The sequence below is a fragment of the Mesorhizobium sp. IMUNJ 23232 genome, from assembly GCF_044326205.1.
GTDB lineage: Bacteria > Pseudomonadota > Alphaproteobacteria > Rhizobiales > Rhizobiaceae > Kumtagia.
In genome coordinates this window covers 168978-188536 of record NZ_JBIRCY010000007.1, presented here as the reverse complement: position 1 = coordinate 188536, position 19559 = coordinate 168978, and the positions used below count along the sequence as shown (strand labels likewise).

At 64.2% G+C, this 19559-nt stretch carries 16 protein-coding genes; 8 read left to right on the top strand and 8 right to left on the bottom strand.

Annotated features, from left to right (window positions below; genetic code table 11):
• Window positions 1-140: 140 nt before the first annotated feature.
• The 3 genes from ACH196_RS07615 to ACH196_RS07605 form a co-directional block, all read right to left on the bottom strand.
• The gene (locus ACH196_RS07615) at window positions 141-1040 is read right to left on the bottom strand and encodes a LysR family transcriptional regulator (protein WP_396646252.1); all 900 of its coding nucleotides are present in this window, start codon (window positions 1038-1040) and stop codon (window positions 141-143) included.
• A gap of 116 nt (window positions 1041-1156) precedes the next feature.
• Entirely contained in the window at window positions 1157-2131 is a 975-nt protein-coding gene (locus ACH196_RS07610) for a tripartite tricarboxylate transporter substrate-binding protein (RefSeq protein ID WP_396646251.1), read from the bottom strand.
• Between the two features lie 170 nt (window positions 2132-2301).
• Window positions 2302-2787: a VOC family protein gene (locus ACH196_RS07605; RefSeq protein WP_396646250.1), complete on the bottom strand. Its 486-nt coding sequence runs from the start codon at window positions 2785-2787 to the stop codon at window positions 2302-2304.
• 216 nt (window positions 2788-3003) lie between these two features.
• On the opposite strand from ACH196_RS07605, the gene ACH196_RS07600 reads away from it, so the two are divergent.
• Window positions 3004-4182 carry an Mrp/NBP35 family ATP-binding protein gene (locus ACH196_RS07600; RefSeq protein WP_396646249.1) on the top strand — a complete coding sequence of 393 codons (1179 nt, stop codon included), beginning with the start codon at window positions 3004-3006 and terminating at the stop codon, window positions 4180-4182.
• A 160-nt stretch (window positions 4183-4342) separates the two neighbouring features.
• On the opposite strand, the gene ACH196_RS07595 is transcribed toward ACH196_RS07600, so the two are convergent.
• Window positions 4343-4792: a carbon monoxide dehydrogenase subunit G gene (locus ACH196_RS07595; RefSeq protein ID WP_396646248.1), complete on the bottom strand. Its 450-nt coding sequence runs from the start codon at window positions 4790-4792 to the stop codon at window positions 4343-4345.
• A gap of 491 nt (window positions 4793-5283) precedes the next feature.
• On the opposite strand from ACH196_RS07595, the gene ACH196_RS07590 reads away from it, so the two are divergent.
• The 4 genes from ACH196_RS07590 to ACH196_RS07575 all read left to right on the top strand — a co-directional run bounded on the left by ACH196_RS07590 (window position 5284) and on the right by ACH196_RS07575 (window position 9729).
• Window positions 5284-6348: an ABC transporter ATP-binding protein gene (locus ACH196_RS07590; RefSeq protein WP_396646246.1), complete on the top strand. Its 1065-nt coding sequence runs from the start codon at window positions 5284-5286 to the stop codon at window positions 6346-6348.
• Window positions 6349-6409: 61 nt separating this feature from the next.
• The gene (locus ACH196_RS07585; protein ID WP_396646244.1) at window positions 6410-7735 is read left to right on the top strand and encodes an ABC transporter substrate-binding protein; all 1326 of its coding nucleotides are present in this window, start codon (window positions 6410-6412) and stop codon (window positions 7733-7735) included.
• Between the two features lie 247 nt (window positions 7736-7982).
• Window positions 7983-8834 carry a carbohydrate ABC transporter permease gene (locus ACH196_RS07580; RefSeq protein WP_396646287.1) on the top strand — a complete coding sequence of 284 codons (852 nt, stop codon included), beginning with the start codon at window positions 7983-7985 and terminating at the stop codon, window positions 8832-8834.
• A 1-nt stretch (window position 8835) separates the two neighbouring features.
• On the top strand, window positions 8836-9729 hold the full coding sequence (locus ACH196_RS07575) for a carbohydrate ABC transporter permease (RefSeq protein ID WP_396646242.1): 894 nt from the start codon (window positions 8836-8838) through the stop codon (window positions 9727-9729).
• 108 nt (window positions 9730-9837) lie between these two features.
• Here ACH196_RS07575 and ACH196_RS07570 read toward each other — a convergent pair whose 3' ends face one another.
• Entirely contained in the window at window positions 9838-12063 is a 2226-nt protein-coding gene (locus ACH196_RS07570) for a calcium-binding protein (RefSeq protein WP_396646240.1), read from the bottom strand.
• Between the two features lie 147 nt (window positions 12064-12210).
• Between ACH196_RS07570 and ACH196_RS07565 the strand changes: the two genes are divergently transcribed.
• Window positions 12211-13116, top strand: a complete 906-nt coding sequence (locus ACH196_RS07565; protein ID WP_396646286.1) for a LysR substrate-binding domain-containing protein — start codon at window positions 12211-12213, stop codon at window positions 13114-13116.
• Window positions 13117-13189: 73 nt separating this feature from the next.
• Here ACH196_RS07565 and ACH196_RS07560 read toward each other — a convergent pair whose 3' ends face one another.
• Together ACH196_RS07560 and ACH196_RS07555 are read right to left on the bottom strand one after the other, a co-directional pair.
• Complete coding sequence (locus ACH196_RS07560) at window positions 13190-14791, bottom strand: trimethylamine methyltransferase family protein (RefSeq protein ID WP_396646238.1); 1602 nt, start codon at window positions 14789-14791, stop codon at window positions 13190-13192.
• Window positions 14792-14966: 175 nt separating this feature from the next.
• Window positions 14967-15914: an AraC family transcriptional regulator N-terminal domain-containing protein gene (locus ACH196_RS07555; RefSeq protein ID WP_396646236.1), complete on the bottom strand. Its 948-nt coding sequence runs from the start codon at window positions 15912-15914 to the stop codon at window positions 14967-14969.
• A 166-nt stretch (window positions 15915-16080) separates the two neighbouring features.
• On the opposite strand from ACH196_RS07555, the gene ACH196_RS07550 reads away from it, so the two are divergent.
• Together ACH196_RS07550 and ACH196_RS07545 are read left to right on the top strand one after the other, a co-directional pair.
• Window positions 16081-17040, top strand: a complete 960-nt coding sequence (locus ACH196_RS07550) for an SDR family NAD(P)-dependent oxidoreductase (RefSeq protein ID WP_396646234.1) — start codon at window positions 16081-16083, stop codon at window positions 17038-17040.
• Window positions 17041-17097: 57 nt separating this feature from the next.
• Complete coding sequence (locus ACH196_RS07545; protein WP_396646232.1) at window positions 17098-18147, top strand: NAD(P)-dependent alcohol dehydrogenase; 1050 nt, start codon at window positions 17098-17100, stop codon at window positions 18145-18147.
• 309 nt (window positions 18148-18456) lie between these two features.
• Here ACH196_RS07545 and ACH196_RS07540 read toward each other — a convergent pair whose 3' ends face one another.
• On the bottom strand, window positions 18457-19404 hold the full coding sequence (locus ACH196_RS07540; RefSeq protein ID WP_396646230.1) for a hypothetical protein: 948 nt from the start codon (window positions 19402-19404) through the stop codon (window positions 18457-18459).
• Between the last annotated feature and the right edge of the window lie 155 nt (window positions 19405-19559).

Genomic DNA, 19559 nt, shown 5'->3' with positions numbered 1-19559 from the left:
CAGCGCCCTCCCTGATCGGCTTTTCGCGTCGAGACGACGCTAAGCATCTACAAAACCAGACAAAACCGCGGAAATCAATAAAGCGGTCTCGTGGCTTGATAGAAATCTTCTATCAAGCTCGTCTCATGACGGAGGTTAGTTCAGCGCGTCGTGCCAAAATTGCCCGCCAGCGTCATCGCCTCGCTCAACAGCGCCGAGACCAGCGGCGTGTGCGGCTCGCGGCGGGTCGCGACGAGGCCCACCAGATGGCTGGCGTCCGGCTCGACGATCGGAATGGCCCGGATCGGCTCGGCGAAACCGAATGTTTCCGCGAGGTTGAGCGGCATGATCGACGACCATTTTCCCGTGCGGATATGGGAGAACAGCACGATCATCGAGTTGGATTCCAGCGTCGGCCGCACCACAGCTCCGGCCTCGGCCAGGTGATGGTCGATGATGCGGCGGTTCTGCATGTCGGGCGTCAGCAGGCAGAGCGGCAGTTTTGCAACCTCCGCCCATGTCACCTTCTGCCGGTCCGAATGGGGGGTACCGGCGGCGGTGATCAACTGGTAGCGCTCGGAATAGAGCGGCACGCTGATGACGTTGCCCAGCGGCTCGTTGTCGAGATAGGTGATGCCGGCGTCGATGTCGAAATTGCCGAGCAGCGTCAGCACCTCAATCGATGTGCGCGACAGGATGGAGAAGGTGACGCCCGGGTGCTTTTCGCGGAAGGGCGTGGTGAGCCGCGGCACCATGGCGAGCGTGGTCGGCACCGCGGCGATGCGGATGCGCCCCGACAGGCCGTGGCGGGCGGCGCGCATCTCCTCCTTCATGGTGCGGGCGTCGCCGGCGATGCGCCGCGCCCACACCAGCACCTGCTCGCCCTCCGGCGTCAGGCCCTGGAAGCGCGAACCGCGTATGACCAGCATGACGCCGAGCTGGTCCTCAAGCTGCTTGATCGCCGCCGACAGCGTCGGCTGGGTGATGCCGAGATCCTCGGCCGCCCGGCCGAAATGCTGCGCCTTGGCGAGCGCCAGGAAGAATTCGAGCTTGTCGATCATGCACAGGCTTTCTAGCCCGAGCCGCGGATATCCGCCAGCAATGCCGCTATCTTGAAGCCGCCCGGATGCAGATGGTGGCTCGGGTCGCCGTCAGCCTTGAATAGTTCCGGCCAGAGTCAAGTCTTCCAGACCGGCGTGCGCAGATATGGCCGCATGTCGCGCAGAACGCGCGTGCAGCGTCCCATCGATTCCAGCAGCAAATCCGGCCCTCCGACCTGCAACGGGTAGCGCAGAGCGGCGGCGGCCTTGCGGACTTCGGGATCGTTTCCTGCCGTGCGGACGGATTCTGCAAGCGCCGGTTGTTTGCCGGATGCCATCCCGCCCGGACCGAACATGACGATCGGTCCGGTGATCGCCGTCCGCAGACCTTGTCCAACTTCGCGATAGGTCGGAACGCCCGCGAACCATGGATTGCGCGCGCCGCCGAAGGTGGCGATCGGCCGGAGCGGCGGGCGGTCGTCCGCCGTGAGCAGGCTGATGGTCGGCAGGAAACCCACATCGGCCTTGCCTCCGTCAAGTGCTGCGATGACTTCGACGCGCGTGCTTGCCAGCACATCGTTGAAACGCTGACCGAACTGGGCCTCGATCATGGCGAGCGGCAGCGCGAACAGCAGGCTCGGATTGTGTGCCATGCGCAGCCTGCCGGCTTTGACGCGCTGTTCGAAGGATTTCCAGTCGGCAATTGGGGACGCGTGAGACACCACCAGCGCGGCGGAGATGCCGGTCGTCAGTTGGGCGATCGGCGTCATCTTGCGAAAGCTGGGACGTTCCGGCGCCTCGGCCTGCGGGTCGATGAACGGGCTCAACAGTTGTGCCACCAACAGGGTGCTCCCGTCCGGGGGGCTTTTGGAGACCTCATCCAGGGCGCGCCCGCCGGCATCGCCGGAAACCTGTCTGACCGAAATAGGGGCCTCAAGCAGCCGGGTCAGCGCCGGGCGCAGCAGCGCGGCCGCGTCGTCGGTGGATGAATTGGGACCAAAAGGCTCGATTATCGTCACTGGCGAAGCGGCGGCGGCCCGTTTCGCGACTGCCGCCTGCCCTGCAACGCCAAGCAACCCAGCCAGCGCGGCTCGGCGCGTCAACTCGGCCATTTCTTCCCCCTTCCGATCGTCAACCGCGGAGCCGCCCAGAAGACATCCGCCAAATCTCGGGGCGAATCTGATCTTGCCCCGGGGAGCAAGTCAATCTCCCGAAATATCCCAAGCACCAAGTGGTGCGGAGCGCCAGGCTTCACCGATCGAGTCGGAACGTGTGAGACCGATCACCCCCTCGCCGCCTCTTCCAGTTTGGCTACATCGAGCTTCACCATCTGCATCATCGCGGCGGTCACGCGCTTTGCCTTTTCCCGGTCCGGATCCTTGAACAGTCGCGGCAGGACCTCTGGCACGATCTGCCAGGAGAAGCCGTATTTGTCCTTGAGCCAGCCGCACTGGACCTCCTTGCCGCCATCGGCCGTGAGCTTCGTCCAGTATTCGTCGACCTCCTTTTGGTCCTTGCACAGGATCTGGAAGGAGACCGCGTCGTTCGGCACGGCTCCCGGGTGCGGTCCGCCGTTGAGGCAGACGAAAGTATGGCCTTCGATGGTGACCTCGGCGGTCAGTACCTGGCCTTCGCTGGTGTACGGCTCGCCGCCGCCCGGAGCCTTGACGACCTCGCCGACCTCAGCGTTGCGGAACACCGACGCGTAGAACTGCGCTGCTTCCCTGGCCTGGGTCTCGAACCACAGGCATGTGGTGATCTTGTGCATGATTTCTCCTTTTTCGCGAGCTTGCCGCTCACCGTCGCCCGGCGCCGACTTGTCATGAAGACGGATTGGCAAGCGCCGTTCCGACTCCGGCGCATGAATTTTTGTAAATCCGGCGCCGTCCGGGTCGCCGCCATCGGCGGGCGTGTCGCACGGACACCTTGGTGTTCGCGGCGAAACGCATTATCTGGGGCGCAACCGAAAGCCGAGAAGAATGCCATGTCCGTCACCCGCGAAATCGTCATCGACAAGCTGAAGACCATCAAGGGTCCGGATTTCGAGGGCGACATCGTCTCGCTCGGGCTGGTCTCGGAAATCTTCATCGCGGATAGCAAGGTGTTCTTTTCGATCACGGTTCCGGCCGCCCGCGCCCAGGAACTGGAGCCGCTGCGCGCCGCGGCCGAGCGGGCGGTGAAAGGTATTCCGGGTGTCGCCGGCGCGGTGGTGGCGCTGACCGCCGAGAAGAAGGGCGGCGGCATGGAGGCGCCGGTGAAGCGTCCTGCGCCCGCTCCGGCCGTGCCGGCGCAGCGTCCGGCCCCGGCCGCGAGGCCCGCACCGCAGGCTCCAGCCTCGCACAGTTCGGGAAAGCGCGGCGTGCCCGGTATCGAGGCGATCATCGCGGTCGCGTCGGGAAAGGGCGGTGTCGGCAAATCGACCACCGCCGTCAACCTGGCGCTTGGCTTGTCCGCCCTCGGCCTCAAGGTTGGGCTGCTGGATGCGGATATCTACGGGCCGTCGGTGCCGCGCCTGCTCAACATCCACGGCAGGCCGCAGACCATCGACGGCAAGATCCTGATTCCCATGGAGAATTACGGGCTGAAGGTGATGTCGATGGGTTTCCTCGTCGACGAGGAGACGCCGATGATCTGGCGCGGGCCGATGGTGATGTCGGCGCTGACGCAGATGCTGCGCGAGGTCGAGTGGGGCAAGCTCGACGTACTGGTCGTCGACATGCCGCCCGGCACCGGCGACGCGCAATTGACGATGGCGCAACAGGTGCCGCTGGCCGGCGCAGTAATTGTCTCAACGCCGCAGGACCTGGCCCTGATCGACGCCCGCAAGGGATTGAACATGTTCAAGAAAGTCGACGTGCCGCTGCTCGGCATCGTCGAGAACATGAGCTACTTCCTCGCCCCCGACACCGGCAAGCGCTACGACATTTTTGGCCATGGCGGAGCGAGAAGGGAAGCGGAACGGCTGGGCGTGACGTTCCTCGGCGAGGTGCCGCTTGAAATGGTTATCCGTGAAAGCTCGGATGCCGGCTCGCCGGTCGTCGTGTCGGAGCCGGAAGGGCCACAGGCCACAATCTATCGCGGCATCGCCGCCAAGGTTTTGGAACGATTAAAGGAAGAACAGGCAGGCGCTGCCTCGGCGACACCAGCGATCGTGTTCGAATGAGGTGCGCCGCTTACCCTCCCCTTGCGGGGAGGGTCGGCGAGCGGTCGAAGCGAAGCGAAGATCACGAGACGGGGTGGGGTCGCTTCAGGATGGAGCACTTCATCGGCGACCCCACCCGGCCGCTTCGCGGCCGTCCTTCGGACCCCCTTAAGGGGAAGGGTTAGCCGCCCACCTTGTCCCCGAACGTCGAAAAAAACTCGCCGGCAAGCTTCTTCGACGTCGAGCTGATGAGCCGGCTGCCGAGCTGGGCGATCTTGCCGCCGACATCGGCTTTGGCCTCGTATTTCAGCACCGTCTCGTTCGGCCCTGCTTCGGTGAGCGTCACGTCGGCACCGCCCTTGGCGAAGCCGGCGATGCCGCCCTTGCCCTCGCCTGCGATCGTGTAGGAATGCGGCGGGTTGAGGTTTTTCAGGGTTACCTCGCCGGCGAAGGTGGCCTTGATCGGCCCGACTTTCAGCACCACGGTTGCCGCCATTTCGGTGTCGGATTTTTTCTCCAGGCTCTGGCACCCGGGGATGCATTCCTTCAGGATCGCCGGGTCGTTGAGCGCCTCCCAGACCTTGCCGATCGGGGCGGCGATGGTTTCCTCGCCTTCGATGATGAGCGCCATATAAACCTCCGCTGGTGTTGAAAAAGACCTAGTCGAGAGAGCGCGCGCTGTCTATCCGAACGAAAGTGCTGGACGGGTGGACAAAAACCGGCACGTTTCGGTTAAATGTCTGATTCAATTTATGAAAGAGAGGCATATGCACCGACGCTTATACATTTTTGTCAAGGCGCCCCCAAATGTGTATCACGCCCGGAAGATCGGGAGATTTCAACGCGATGGACGACCGGGTAACCGAAAATACAGCATGGGCCTGACGCGTACTCCGCGTGAGCATGACGCGGTCTCTCGTCTCGTGGTTTATCCGGCCGCATCGGATGCGCCGCCTGCTTCCGCATGCGACGAAAGGCTGTGATGTCAGCAAATGTATCGCACTTTACAGGCTGGTTTGGTAGCGCTACCACTTGGCCTGCGGGTTGACGGGAGGAGACCGGAGGCGCGCACCATGAGCGCGCTCGCCTGGGCGTCCGGAAAACACCAATCGGGAGGTGCCGATGGCGTCCGTCGCGATCCGCGATGTCTACAAATCCTTCGGCTCAGTCGAAATCCTGCATGGCGTGAGCATCGACATCGAGGACGGCGAGTTCGTCACGCTTGTCGGGCCGTCCGGCTGCGGCAAGTCGACCTTGCTCAGGATGATTGCCGGTCTCGAAGGCATTTCGCGCGGGCAGATCGCGATTGCCGACCGAGTCGTCAACACCGTCGCGCCGAAAGAGCGCGACATCGCCATGGTGTTCCAGAATTACGCGCTCTATCCGCATATGACGGTGCGTGAGAACATGGCGTTCTCGCTGATGCTGAAGAACACGGCCAAGGCCGACAGCGATGCCCGCGTCAACCGCGCGGCCGAAATCCTCAGCCTGACACCGCTGCTCGACCGCTATCCGCGCCAGCTTTCCGGTGGCCAGCGCCAGCGCGTTGCCATGGGCCGCGCCATCGTCCGCGACCCGCAGGTTTTCCTGTTCGACGAGCCGCTGTCCAACCTCGACGCAAAGCTGCGCGTGCAGATGCGTGCCGAGATCAAGGAACTCCACCAGCGCCTGAAGACGACGACGATCTACGTGACCCACGACCAGATCGAGGCGATGACCATGGCCGACAAGATCGTGGTGATGCATGACGGCATCGTCGAGCAGATCGGCAAGCCGCTGGAGCTCTACGACCGGCCGAACAATCTTTTCGTGGCGAGTTTCATCGGTTCTCCCGCGATGAACCTGCTGAAGGGCGCGATCGGCGGCGAGGGCGCTCCCGCCTTCCAGGGCGCCGGCGGCATATCGGTGCCGCTCAATGGCGCGCGAAGTGCGGCTAACGGCACGCAAGTCGTGCTCGGCATAAGGCCGGAGCACCTGAAGCTTTCCGACAGCGGTTTTCCGGTGAACATCAGCGTCGTCGAGCCGACAGGCGCCGAAGTGCAGATCATCGGGCGCACGCCGGGCGGCGAGGACGTCGTCGCCAATTTCCGCGACCGCCACGATTTCGAGCCCGGCCAGACCGTGCGGCTGGCAGCCGACCTCATCCACCTTTTCAACGGCGAGACGGGGCAGCGACTGACGGGATGAGCCGGATCGACCGCGGGAAAACGAGAAGACCTGCAAGGAACGCACAAAGGAGGAAATGACGATGAAATTCACCAGACGTGACGTTATCCGCACCACGGCGGGCGCCGCCGCCGGCATTGTCGGCGGCCAGTTGCTCGGCCGGCCGGCCTTCGCCCAGGACGCCCCGAAATATACGCCCGAAGAGGGTGCCAAGCTGCGCATGCTACGCTGGTCGCCTTTTGTGCAGGGCGATGAGGATTCCTGGCTCGCCAACACAAAAAAATTCACCGAGGCCACAGGCGTCGAAGTCCGCGTCGACAAGGAGAGCTGGGAAGACATCCGCCCGAAGGCCGCGGTGGCCGCCAATGTCGGTTCCGGCCCGGACCTGATGCTGGTCTGGTTCGACGACGCGCATCAATATCCGGACAAGCTGCTCGACGTCTCCGACCTCGGCGAATATCTCGGCAACAAATATGGCGGCTGGTATGACGGCCCGAAGGGCTACGCCACACGCGACGGCAAGTTCATCGGCCTGCCGGTCGCCTGCATCGGCAATGCGATCGTCTATCGCGATAGCTGGGTCAAGGAAGCCGGCTTCTCCGAATTCCCGAAGGACACGGCGGGCTTCCTGGAACTCTGCAAGGCGCTGCAGAAGATCGGCCATCCCGCCGGCTTCACCCATGGCCACGGCGTCGGCGACGGCAACAATTATGCCCACTGGCTGCTGTGGAGCCATGGCGGCAAAATGGTCGACGAGAGCGGCAAGGTCGTCATCAACAGCCCGGAGACGATGAAGTCCATCGAATATGCGATGGAGCTCTACAAGACCTTCATCCCGGGTACCGAGAGCTGGCTCGACGTCAACAACAACCGCGCTTTCCTCGCCGGCGAGCTCGGCGTCATCGCCAACGGCATCTCGGCCTACCGGACCGCGCAGATCAACAAGGACAACGATCCGAAACTGGCCGAGATCGCCAAGGACATCCGCACGACGAACTTGCCGATCGGCCCGGTCGGCCAGTCCGTCGAACTGCACCAGACGACGGTCGGCGTCATCTTCAACTACACGCCCTATCCCAATGCGGCGAAGGCCTATCTGCAGTTCATGTTCGAGCAGGAGCAGATGGCCAACTGGATCGAGAAGTCGCTCGGCTACTGCTGCCAGACGTTGAAGGGTTTTGCCAACAATCCGGTCTGGTCGGCAGATCCGAACGCCGCGGCCTATTCCAGGGCGTCCGAGACGCTGCGGCCCAACGGTTATGCCGGCCCGCTGGGTTATGCCTCGGCGGCGACCATGGCCGACTACGTGCTGGTCGACATGTACGCCGAGGCCGTCACGGGGGCGGCGACTCCGCAGGAGGCAATGGAGAAGGCCGAGAAGCGGGCGAACCGGTATTACCGGGTGTAGCAACGAGACTACCCCCTCTCCGTCACGCTTCGCGTGACACCTCTCCCCCGTTCCGGGGGAGAGGATGGGTACCAAGCTGGACGCCCATCCTCTCCCCTCACGAAGTGGGGGAGAGGAGTCCGCGAAGCGGACGGAGAGGGGGATTTTCAGGAAAAGCTGAATGGCCTCCGTCACCACCACCGCGCCACCGCAATCCGCGATCCGCTCCAACCTTAGCGAGAGCAAGGGTTTTCTCAGCGCATGGTTCATGCTGCCGGCAGCAGTGCTGCTGCTGGTGTTTTTGACCTATCCGCTGGGCCTTGGTGTCTGGCTCGGTTTCACCGACACGCGCGTCGGCCGGGCCGGCATCTTCATCGGGCTGGAGAATTACGAATATCTCTGGGACGACGCCATTTTCTGGCTCTCGGTGTTCAACACGCTGCTCTACACGATATCGGCCTCGATCCTGAAATTCGTTCTCGGCCTGTGGCTGGCCCTGCTGCTCAACGAGAACCTGCCGCTAAAATCCTTCTTCCGCGCCATCGTATTGCTGCCCTGGGTGGTGCCGACCGTGCTGTCGGCCATCGCCTTCTGGTGGATCTACGACTCGCAGTTCTCGATCATCTCCTGGGCGCTGATGGAACTCGGCATCATCGACCACCGCATCAATTTTTTGGGCGATCCGACCAATGCACGCGCCTCGGTCATCGCGGCAAACGTCTGGCGCGGCATCCCCTTCGTGGCGATCACGCTGCTCGCCGGCCTGCAGACCATCCCGCAGTCGCTCTATGAGGCGGCCACGCTCGACGGCGCCGGGCGCTGGCAACTTTTCCGCTATGTGACGCTGCCGCTACTGACCCCGATCATCGCTATCACCATGACGTTTTCGGTGCTGTTCACCTTCACCGACTTCCAGTTGATCTACGTGCTGACGCGCGGCGGGCCGGTGAATGCCACGCACCTGATGGCCACGCTCTCCTTCCAGCGCGGCATTTCCGGCGGCCAACTAGGCGAGGGCGCGGCGATCGCGGTAGCCATGATCCCGTTCCTGCTGGCGGCGATCCTGTTCAGCTATTTCGGCTTGCAGCGGCGAAAATGGCAGCAGGGCGGAGGCGACTGACATGGCTGTCTCTGAAACCCGCAACACCGTCGCCGGCGACGAAGGCGGCATGGGCTACCTGCAAAGCCTGCCGCGCCGCGTGGTTACGATCTACCTGCCGCTGCTGATCTTCGTCATTGTGCTTCTGTTCCCGTTCTACTGGATGGCGATCACCGCCGTGAAGCCGAACGAGGAGATGACCAATTTCAACGATTTCAGCCCGTTCTGGGTCGTGCATCCGACGCTCGAGCATATCCGCTACCTGCTGTTTGAGACCTCCTATCCCGGTTGGCTGCTGAACACGGTCGTCATCTCTACCGCCGCCACCTTCCTGTCGCTGCTGGCCGCTGTGTTCGCCGCTTATGCGATCGAGCGGCTGCGCTTTTCAGGGTCGCGGCAGGTCGGGCTGGCGATCTTCCTCGCCTACCTCGTGCCGCCGTCGATCCTGTTCATCCCGCTTTCGCTGATGGTGTTCAACCTCGGCCTTTACGACACGCCGTTCGCGCTGATTCTCACCTATCCGACCTTCCTCGTGCCGTTCTGCACCTGGCTGCTGATGGGTTACTTCCGCTCGATCCCGTTCGAGCTGGAGGAATGCGCGCTGATCGACGGTGCCAGCCGCTGGCAGATTTTGACAAAAATCGTGCTGCCGCTGTCGGTGCCGGGGCTGATCTCGGCCGGCATCTTCGCCTTCACCCTGTCGTGGAACGAGTTCATCTATGCGCTGACCTTCATCCAGTCGTCGGAGAACAAGACCGTGCCGGTCGGCGTCCTGACCGAACTGGTGCGCTCCGACGTCTATGAGTGGGGTGCGCTGATGGCCGGCGCGCTGATCGGCTCGCTGCCGGTGGTGATTTTGTATTCGTTCTTCGTCGAGCACTACGTGTCGTCGATGACCGGTGCGGTGAAGGAGTAGGCTGCACCTGTCGAGGTCCGGCCCGCAAAGAGCTGAAACGCAAAGACGCGCGGTGAGATTCGCCGCGCGTCTTTGCGTGAAAGATCGGGTGCCGGCGGCTGAGCCGGCTCAGGACAACAGCACGAAATCGCCTACCGACAGCGGCGCCGTCTGGCCGATCAGCACCACAGACATTTCCGCCGCAGTGTCGGCGTCGACATTGAAGTCCAGCACGAGATTGCCGCCCGACACCGTCTGGCGTATCTCGCCGGCGGAGAAGGCGCCACCCGCGTCGAGCTTGAAGGCGTTGAAGCTGCCGCCCGCGATGGCGTCGATCGCCGCGACGTCGATCTTGTCGCCGGCGGAGAAGTCGGTGATCTGGTCCGCCTTGGCCGCGCCGATGCCGGATTCAGCAAGCGCAGAGAAGACGAACTCGTCCTTGCCGCCGCCGCCGCCCATCTTGTCGAAGCCTAGCCCACCGAAAAGATCGTCGTCTCCGTCGCCGCCGAGCAGCTTGTCGTTGCCGGCAAGCCCCTGAAGGTCGTCGTTGCCGCCGAGGCCGCGCAGCGTGTTGGCCCCGGCATTGCCGACCACCGTCTGGGGGAAGTTGTTGCCGGTCAGGTCGATCGCCGCGGTGCCGGCGTTCGAACTGGTCCGCAGCGTCTCGATCTGTGCATCCGCGCCGAGCGTGTAGCTGAAGGAGGCCGAGACGACATCTTTGCCCTGGCCGGCGCCTTCGATGACGACATCCTTGGCGTTGTCGACGGAATAGACGTCGTTGCCGCCGAGGCCCTGCATGGTGTCCGCGCCGCCGCCGCCCTTGAGGACATTGGCGCCGGCATTGCCGATGATGGTCTGGGCGAAGTCGTTGCCGGTCAGATTGATCGCCGACGTGCCGCCGTTGGAGGTGGTGCGCAGCGTCTCGACGTCCGCTCCGGCCGCCAGCACATAGCTGGTGTTCGCCGCCACGGTGTCATTGCCCTTGCCTGCAGCCTCGACGATCACATCCTTGGCATTGTCGACGAAATAGGTGTCGTTGCCGGCGGCACCCGCCATCCTGTCGGCGCCGCCCTTGCCGTTCAGCGTGTCGGCGAAAGCGGTGCCGTCCCAGTCGTCCACCGCGTCGCTGCCGGTGAGGTTCACCGCCGCCGTGCGCGGGTCGATGATCTGGGCCCGGACGTCGAAACCGGTGGCGCCACTGCTCTGGCTTCCATCCATCCATGAGACCGCCACCCGGCCATCGGCCAGCACCGTTACCGATGGATCCAGTTGCTCCAGCGGAGCAGTCGTGTTGATGATGAACGGGCCGCTCAACGCGCTGCCGTCGCCACCGCTGATGACTTGGCCGCGGATGTGGGAGAGTGAGCCGTCGCCCTCGCCGGTGCTGTCCGCGTCGGTCCACGTGACGAACAAATGGCCGTCGGGGAGGCCGACCATCGACACACTGTTCTCATTGATGTTGAAGTCGCCGTCGATGAACACATCACTCGTCACCGGCAGTCCGTTGGCGTTGAAGATGCGCAGGATCACGTCCGTGTCGTCGGCGTCGAACCTATGGGTCCAGGCGACCGCGAAGCCGCCATTCGCCAGCGCCGTGACCGTCGGTTCGGACTGGTCGTTGAGGGTCGTGGAATTGACGACGAACTCGTCGCCGACATCCGCGCCGTTGGCGTCGAATCTCTGGGCGCGGATATGCGAGCCCGAGCCGTCGGTCTCGCCGTCACCGCCGGAGTCCACCCAGACCGAGACGAAGCCGCCGCCGGCCAGGCCGGCGGTCGCCGAGCTCACTTCAAGCCCGATGCTGCCGTCGATGGCGAACTCGGCGCCGGTGCGTGGCGTTCCGTCGGCATTGAAGACACGGCCGCGGATGTCCAGGTCACCAACGCCATGGTCATGCGACCAGGAGGCGGCAAACCCACCATCGGCCAGGGCCGAGATCGAGATCTCGGTTTGGTCGAGTCGTGTCTCGGAATTGAGGAAGAATTCATTTCCGGCCGGCGAGCCGTCGGCGTTGAAGACGCGCGCCTTGACGCTCGACCCGGAGCCGTCGCCCGCATCGGTGGGCGACGCGTTGGTCCAGGCGACCACGTAGCGGCCGTCCTCAAGTGCAGTCACCGTCGGCTGACCGGCGGCGGAGACCTCGTTGCCGTTGACGACAAACTCGCCGCCGAGCTTGCTGCCGTCCGCATTGAAGAGCTGCACGCGAATGTTCAAGAAGCCGCCGGGTTCGGACAGGTCCTCCCACACCGCGACGAATTTGCCGCCGGCGAGACCGGCGATGGAGGGAGTGCCTTGAAATCCCGAGATGGTCGTATTGACCAGGATTTCCGGGCCGAAGAAGGAAGGGGTAGGCATCGAAGTTCTCCTGAAACAGGTTGGGGCGCCAGCGGGATTGCCGGGCCACGTTTTCGGAGCGATGCACTACTTTTGGAACGATGTTGCGAGTAGCCGGCAAAGCTGCAACTCTTCGTCCTATTCCTGGGACGACGAATGGCAGCGACGATGGAAGACCTGAACGACCTCTATTATTTCGCCGCGGTCGTCGAACACGGCGGTTTCGCGCCCGCCGGCCGCGCGCTCGGCATTCCGAAATCCAAACTGAGCCGGCGTGTCGCACTGATCGAGGACCGGCTCGGCGTCCACCTGATCCACCGGACCACCCGACAATTCGTGGTGACGGATGTCGGACTAAGTTTCTACCAGCATTGCCAGGCGATGGTTGTCGACGCCGAGGCGGCGATGGACACGATCGGACAGTTTCGCGCGGAGCCGCGCGGCCTCCTGCGGGTCGCCTGTCCCGTATCCCTCGTGCAGGTCAAGGTGGGGGCGATCGCCGGGGAGTTTCTGGCAAGATATCCGCTCGTTACAATGCATCTCGAAGCCACCGACCGTCGCGTCGACGTGATCGAGGAACGCTTCGACGTCGCGGTGCGTGTCCGCCAGCCGCCATTGGAGGACAGCAACCTAGTCATCCGCAAGCTCGGGCAAGGCAGGCTGGCGCTGGTGGCCAGTCCCAGGTTTCTGGAACGCCAGGGACGGCCCGAACACCCGGAGCAATTGGCAGGCTGGCCGAGCGCCAGTCTGCCGTCGCGTTCGTCAGAGCATTCCTGGGCTCTTTCAGACGATCAGGGCCGGTTGCAATCCGTCGTTCACCGGCCGCGGCTCATCAGCAGCGAAATGTTCACCCTGAGGCAAGCCGCCCTGCAAGGCGTCGGGGCAGCCCAACTGCCATATCTCCTGGTCGAGAACGAGGTCCGGCAAGGTTTGCTGGAAATCGTGCTGCCGGCATGGAAATCGCCGCAAGGCATAACCCATGCCGTGTTTCCAACGCGCCGCGGGCTGTTGCCGGCCGTGCGGACATTCATCGATTTCCTCGCCCGGGCCTTCAAAAGCGAGCCGATGCGATAGCCAACCGCGACGACCTGCTGCTCGACGTTTCGGCGCTCGCGCTTTGACGAGTCCTGGTCCGGTCGCGGCTGGGCTACAGCCCCATGCCACCGCGGGGTAGCTTGATGAGGTCGCCGAATTTTGCGCGCAGGCGGTCGTCCAGAACCTTCGGCACGTGGCGGGGGAAGCGCTCGGCCAGCACGCGCTTCTTCTCGGCGATGGCGCGTGAAAGGATGTCGGGCTTGCCCTTCTCGTTCCATTCCTTAGGCGAGAACCGGTCACCGATGGCGGGGTAAAAATATTCGGTCTGCATGAGGCGCAGCGTCTGCTCGTTGCCGAGATAGTGGCCGGGACCGTTGAGGCAGACTTCGGCGATGGTGTCGAGCGAGAGGGCTGCGTCCGACACCTCGATGCCGCGCACGCAGCGCTGGCAATGGCCGAGCATGTCGTTGTCGATGATCAGGCTTTCCAGGCAGAAGCCGAGCAGCGAGGCGTGCATGCCGGCGGACTCATAGACGAGATTGAGGCCGGAAAGCCCGGCCATGACGTTGGTGATGCCCTTTTCATAGCCCGACTGGATGTCGGGCAGTTTCGAATCCGCCATTCCCGCCGCCGACCCGCCCGGCAGGTCGTAGAACTGTGCCATCTGCGCGCAGGCGGCGGTCAGCAGCGCCTGTTCGGCCGAACCGCCGGACATGGCGCCGGTCCTGAGGTCCGACACGAACGGCCAGGTGCCGAAGATGCAGGGGTGGCCGGGTTTTATGGCGTTGACATAGACCAGGCCGACCAGCACCTCAGACACCGCCTGCACCACCGCGCCGGCGATCGCCGCCGGCGCGGTCGCCCCGGCCTGGCCGGCCGAGAGCAGCAGGATCGGAATGCCGCCCTCGACGCAGGCCTCCAGCACGCCGCAGGCGTCTTCAGCGAATTTCATCGGCGGCACGACAAAGCAGTTGGAGTTCGACACGAACGGCCTTGCGCGAAAATTCTCCTCACCGCCGGCGATGGCGTAAAGCATCTCCAGTGCCGGCTTCACGTTCTCGCGCACGGTGAAGGAGGTGCCGACATGTTTCGACGTGCCCATCACGCAGGCGTAGAGCGTGTTGAAATCCATCTCCAGCGGATCGGGTACATCGCGCGGAACCATCGGGCGCTGGAAGAAATGAATGTTGTCCAGCCCCTCGACGAGGCGGGCGGCGTCATAAATATCCTGCAGCAGCGACTCGCGATATTCGCGTTTCTCCACGTCTACGAGGTGCACAGCCGCGCCCGCCGTGCCGTAATGCACGCGGCTGCCCTGGATCAGCATGTCGTATTTCGGGTCCTGGCCGTGCAGGGTGAAATTGCGCGCCGCGGTCTTGATCGTATTTTCGATCAGGGCGCGCGGAAAGCGCAGGCGTCCGTCTTCGCCGAGCGTCGCGCCGGCGCGCGTCAGCGCCTCGATGCAGCTCGGGATGGCATTGGCGAAGCCGACGGTTTCGAGCAGATGCAGCACGGCACCATGAATCTTTTCCAGGTCCTGCTGGACCAATGGTTTGTACCTGCCGCCCTCCAGTCCCGGCCGGATCGGCCTGATGTCGTCGGCCAGCGGCGCCGAGCGCAACGCTCGTCGCGCCTCACGGCCGCCGGAGCGGCGCGAACGCCCGTCGGCTCCCGAATCCTGGCCGGAAGTCTGCAATTCTGCGGTGACAGACATGTTTTTTCTCTCGATTCGAGGCGCCGGCTAAGTTTTTTGCAAGCCGGATTCGCAACCTCGATTGCCCCTTCACGGAAGACTATGCCGCGCCGCGTTTTCGCGCGGATGGACCAGCCGCTACGGCCGGATGGGCCAGAAAACCTCCTGAGATAGCTGCCTCAAGGGAAGCAGGATGTCAGGCGGCGCTGCTTGCTTCCCGAAGATCGATGCGCTCGCCGCGCAAGCGCTCGGCGTCGCGCGATGGCGACACGCCGAACATGCGGGCATATTCGCGGCTGAACTGCGAGGCGCTTTCATAGCCGACGCGGTAGGCGGCCTGGGTCGTGCTGGCGCTGACGACCATCAGCCGCCGTGCCTCCTGGAGCCGCAGCATCTTCTGATATTGCAACGGGCTCATCGCGGTCGCCGCCTTGAAGTGGCGGTGGAACGAGGCGGGGCTCATGCCGGCGATTTCGGCCAACGCCTCGACGCGGATCGCCTCATCGAAATGCGCGCGGATCCACAGCAGCGCCTGGCGGACCTGCGACAGGCGGCTGTCGGCCCGCGCGATCTGGCGCAGCACGCCGCCCTGCGGACCCTGCAGTAATCTGTAGAGGATTTCGCGTTGCAGCATCGGCGCCAGCACCGGAACGTCCTCCGGTGCGTCGAGCAGCGCCAGCAGCCGCGCCCACGGGTCGAGCATCTTGTGCGTGACCGGGCTGACCCCGAAGCCGGCGGTCTGGCCGTCGGGCTGCTCCGGCACGGAGGGAATGAGCGCCGCCAGCTCCTCGCGGTCCAGCCGCAGGCTGGCGCAGATATAGGGCCGGTCGGCGCTCGCCTCGACGATCTGGCCGGAGACCGGCAATTCGACCGAAGCGATGAAGAAGGAAGCCGGGTCGTATCGCAGCACCTGGTCGCCGATCATCACATGCTTGGCGCCTTGCAGGACGAGGCACAGCATCGGCTCGTAGACGGTCGGCGTCGGCTTTGTAACCGACCCAGCGATCATGATTGAGACATTCGGGGTGATCCGCACCAGGCCCGCATCGCCTGCGTGCCGCCTGGCCAGTTCGCTCATTTCCGTCAACAGGTGCTGCATGACCGATAGGTGGCGTCGCGTGTAGGCTTCGGCAAGTCGGGCCAACCCGCCGGCCGCGTGGTTTGATAGAAATAGGCAAGAGATCGACACGATCGGGCGCGGCCCGGCGCGATCGATTGCCCAAATATGGAGGCAACGGCGCGCCTCGTCGCGTCCCGATGCCCATCCTTCCTGCCCACGGGCACCGCAGACCATCCAAGGAGACAGGATGATGACGAACGCTTTCGGAGCGGAATCGACGACGGATGACGTGTTGAAGGGCGTGGACCTTTCCGGCAAGCGCATCCTCGTGACCGGTGTATCCGCTGGGCTCGGCGTCGAGACGGCGCGGGCGCTGGCGGCGCATGGCGCCAGGGTCGTCGGGGCGGCGCGCGATCTCGGCAAGGCGCGGGCAGCCACCGAAATCGTTCGATCGGCTGCGACCGCAAGCGGCGGCAGTTTTGAACTGGTCGCGCTCGATCTCGCCTCGCTGGCGAGCGTGCGGGCCTGCGCGGATGCGCTGCTCGCCGATGGCCGAGCCTTCGACGTCATCATCTGCAACGCCGGCGTCATGGCCGCGCCGCAAGGCAGGACGGTGGACGGTTTCGAGACGCAGTTCGGGACCAACCATCTCGGTCATTTCGTGCTGGTCAACCGCATCGCGCCGCTGCTGAAGCCAGGCGGGAGATTGGTGAACCTGTCGTCGGCGGGCCACCGCTATTCCGATGTCGATCTCGACGATCCGAATTTTGACCATACGCCCTATGAACCCTTCGTCGCCTATGGCCGCTCCAAGACCGCCAACATCCTGTTTGCTGTCGAGTTCGACCGCCGTCACAAGGAAAAGGGCGTGCGCGCCACGGCTGTGCATCCCGGCGGCATTCTTACCGAGCTGACCCGACATATGAGCCAGGAGGAGTTGGACGGGCTGATGAAAGCGATGGTGACCGCGCCACCCGACGGCGAGCCGCCGATGCAACTGAAGACGGTTCCACAAGGTGCGGCGACATCCGTCTGGGCGGCCGTGGTCGCGCCGGCGGGCGAGGTCGGCGGGCATTATTGCCTGGACTGCCACGTGGCCCGGATCGACGACGTGTCGGCGCGCGCCGGCGTCAGGTCCTATGCGCTCGATCCCGACAACGCCAGGGCGCTGTGGGCGAAGAGCGAAGACATGGTCGGCGAGCGGTTCTGACCGGCGCCGAACATCCACCCGGAAAACCGGCATCCATCCAGATAGAGAGGGTTTATCATGAAGACGACCGGATATGCAGCGACCGACGCCACCGTTCCCCTTGCCCGTTTCGAATTCAACCGGCGCGACCTGCGCGCCAATGACGTATCGATCGAGATCCTCTATTGCGGCGTCTGCCACAGCGACCTGCACCAGGCGCGCAACGACTGGGGCTTTTCGACCTATCCGATCGTTCCGGGCCACGAGATCGTCGGCAGGGTGACCGCCGTCGGCAAGGACGTAACCCGCTACAAGGCGGGCGATGCGGTGGCGGTCGGCTGCATCGTCGACAGTTGCGGCAGGTGCGACCAGTGCCTGAAGCGGGAGGAGCAGTTGTGCCGCGAGGTGGTGACGCAGACCTATAACGGCCGCGACCGCATCACCGGCGAGCCGACCTATGGCGGCTATTCCAAAAACATCGTGGTGCGCGAGGAGTTCGTGCTGTCGCTGCCGGACGGGCTCGACATGGCGCGGGCGGCGCCTCTGCTCTGCGCCGGCATCACCACCTATTCGCCGCTGCGCACCTGGAATGCCGGGCCGGGCAGCCGGGTCGGCGTGATCGGACTGGGCGGGCTCGGCCATATGGCTGTAAAACTGGCGGTGGGGCTCGGCGCCGACGTGACCGTCATCAGCCGCAGCGCTGGCAAGACCGCCGACGCACTGGCGCTCGGCGCCGACCGGGTGCTGATTTCGACCGACGAGGCCGCGATGGCCGCCGCGGCCAGCAGCTTCGACCTGATCATCGACACCATCCCGGTGCGCCACGACGTGTCGCCCTACATGCCGCTGCTCGACGTCGACGCCACGCTGGTGATCGTCGGCCAGCTCGGGCTGATCGAGGAACAGAGCACGCTGCCGCTGCTGATGGGCCGGCGCCGGCTGTCGGGCTCGCCGATCGGCGGCATCGCCGAGACGCAGGAGATGCTCAACTTCTGCGCCCGCCACAACATCCTGCCGGATTGCGAGATGATCGCCATGCAGGACATCAACGCGGCGTTCGAACGCATGGAGCGCGCCGACGTGCGCTACCGTTTTGTGATCGACATGGCCTCGCTCGAAGCGGCTTGAAACGCGGAAGGGGCGCGGGTGGCGCCCCAATGTGCGGGGCTATTGGCAGCCACGAGTTCGGGGTGGCTTCGCCGCCGGGGGCTCCGGAAAAATTTGCGCCGGCCGTGGCGGCCGGACCGGCGCAAGCGCCCGGGGACAGTTTACTTTTCCGGCTGCGCTAGCCTTGAAGCGGCTGCGCCCTTCTGCGGAAAAGTAAACTGTCCCCTGCATTCAGCCGTCTTCGCCGCCACGCCCGGATTCTTGTTTCGTTTGGCCGCTAAGTCGTTGAGATACTTTGCTTTCTGCGGCTCGCCTGCTCGGCCGGCCCCGTCATGACGTATCCCGCCTTGGCGGCTCCAGCGCGTAGTGCGCCATCGCGTTGGCGTGCGCCAGGATCTCGTCGACCTCGCGGATGTTCTTCCGTTTCGGAGCATCCGGATCGAAGCGCGGCAATCTTCCGCCCGGCGGCCGTCCGCGCCTCAGCGGCGAAAAACGCCGGAAGCGGATCGGGCCCGGCTTGCCCTGCGCGGCCGCCGCGTCGCGAGCCGCTTTGTCGCGTGCAAGACCTGCATCGTTGCGCGCCTTCCAGCGGGCGAAACGCTGCGCCTGTCCCGGAAGATCGTCGAGTGCCTGACCCAGCGCCTCCAGCCTGAGCGTCAGTTTTGCCGCATTGATCGGATCGTTCTGCGACGGCGGCGGCGGCAGGGATATGCGTGGCGCGTCGTCGTCGAGCGACCGGATGCGCGGCACGGCATGCGCCGGCACATATTTGCGGCGGATGCGGAAGGGATATTTCAGCGCATCGAGCAGCGACAGGTTTTGTCCACGCGGCCTGGCAGCGCGCCGTTCGGCGGCTTTCCGCTCGGCTTGATAGCGGGCAAAGTCTTCTCTCGACAGGGTGACGGCAAGGCCGAGGCGGCGCATGGCGGCCACCGTGTCGGCAATCTTCGGCTTGAGCTTTCGCGGACGAAACGGCGGCAGCGTCACCACGATGCCTTGCGCCGCCGCGATGATCAGCCGCCGGGCGGCGGATTCGGCCGGACGCAGCAGCAGAAGAATGGCGCGGTAGAGATGGCGCGGCAGGCAGAGCGCCGCCGGTGGCTTGTTTCTCCCTGGCTTTCCGGCCCGTCCCAATCTCGGAGCGACAGCGGCTTCGCCAAGCACCAGCGACAGCGGCCTGCCAAAACCCATCTCGGCCATGCCGACGAGCATCAACAGAATATGCTTCAACGCTTCCCGGTATCGCTCGATTGTCGTACTCGCGTCTCCAAACTCCACTGATGCCTCCTCCGGACAAGGCCAGCATTCAATATGGAACATATAGGGAACATATGCAATGCTCCTAAGAAAATAATCCTTCACTACCGCGCCACTGCGAGGCTTCCGTCACTCCGCCTGCACAACGCTTTGAAAAGATTGGAGTTTTCGAAAGA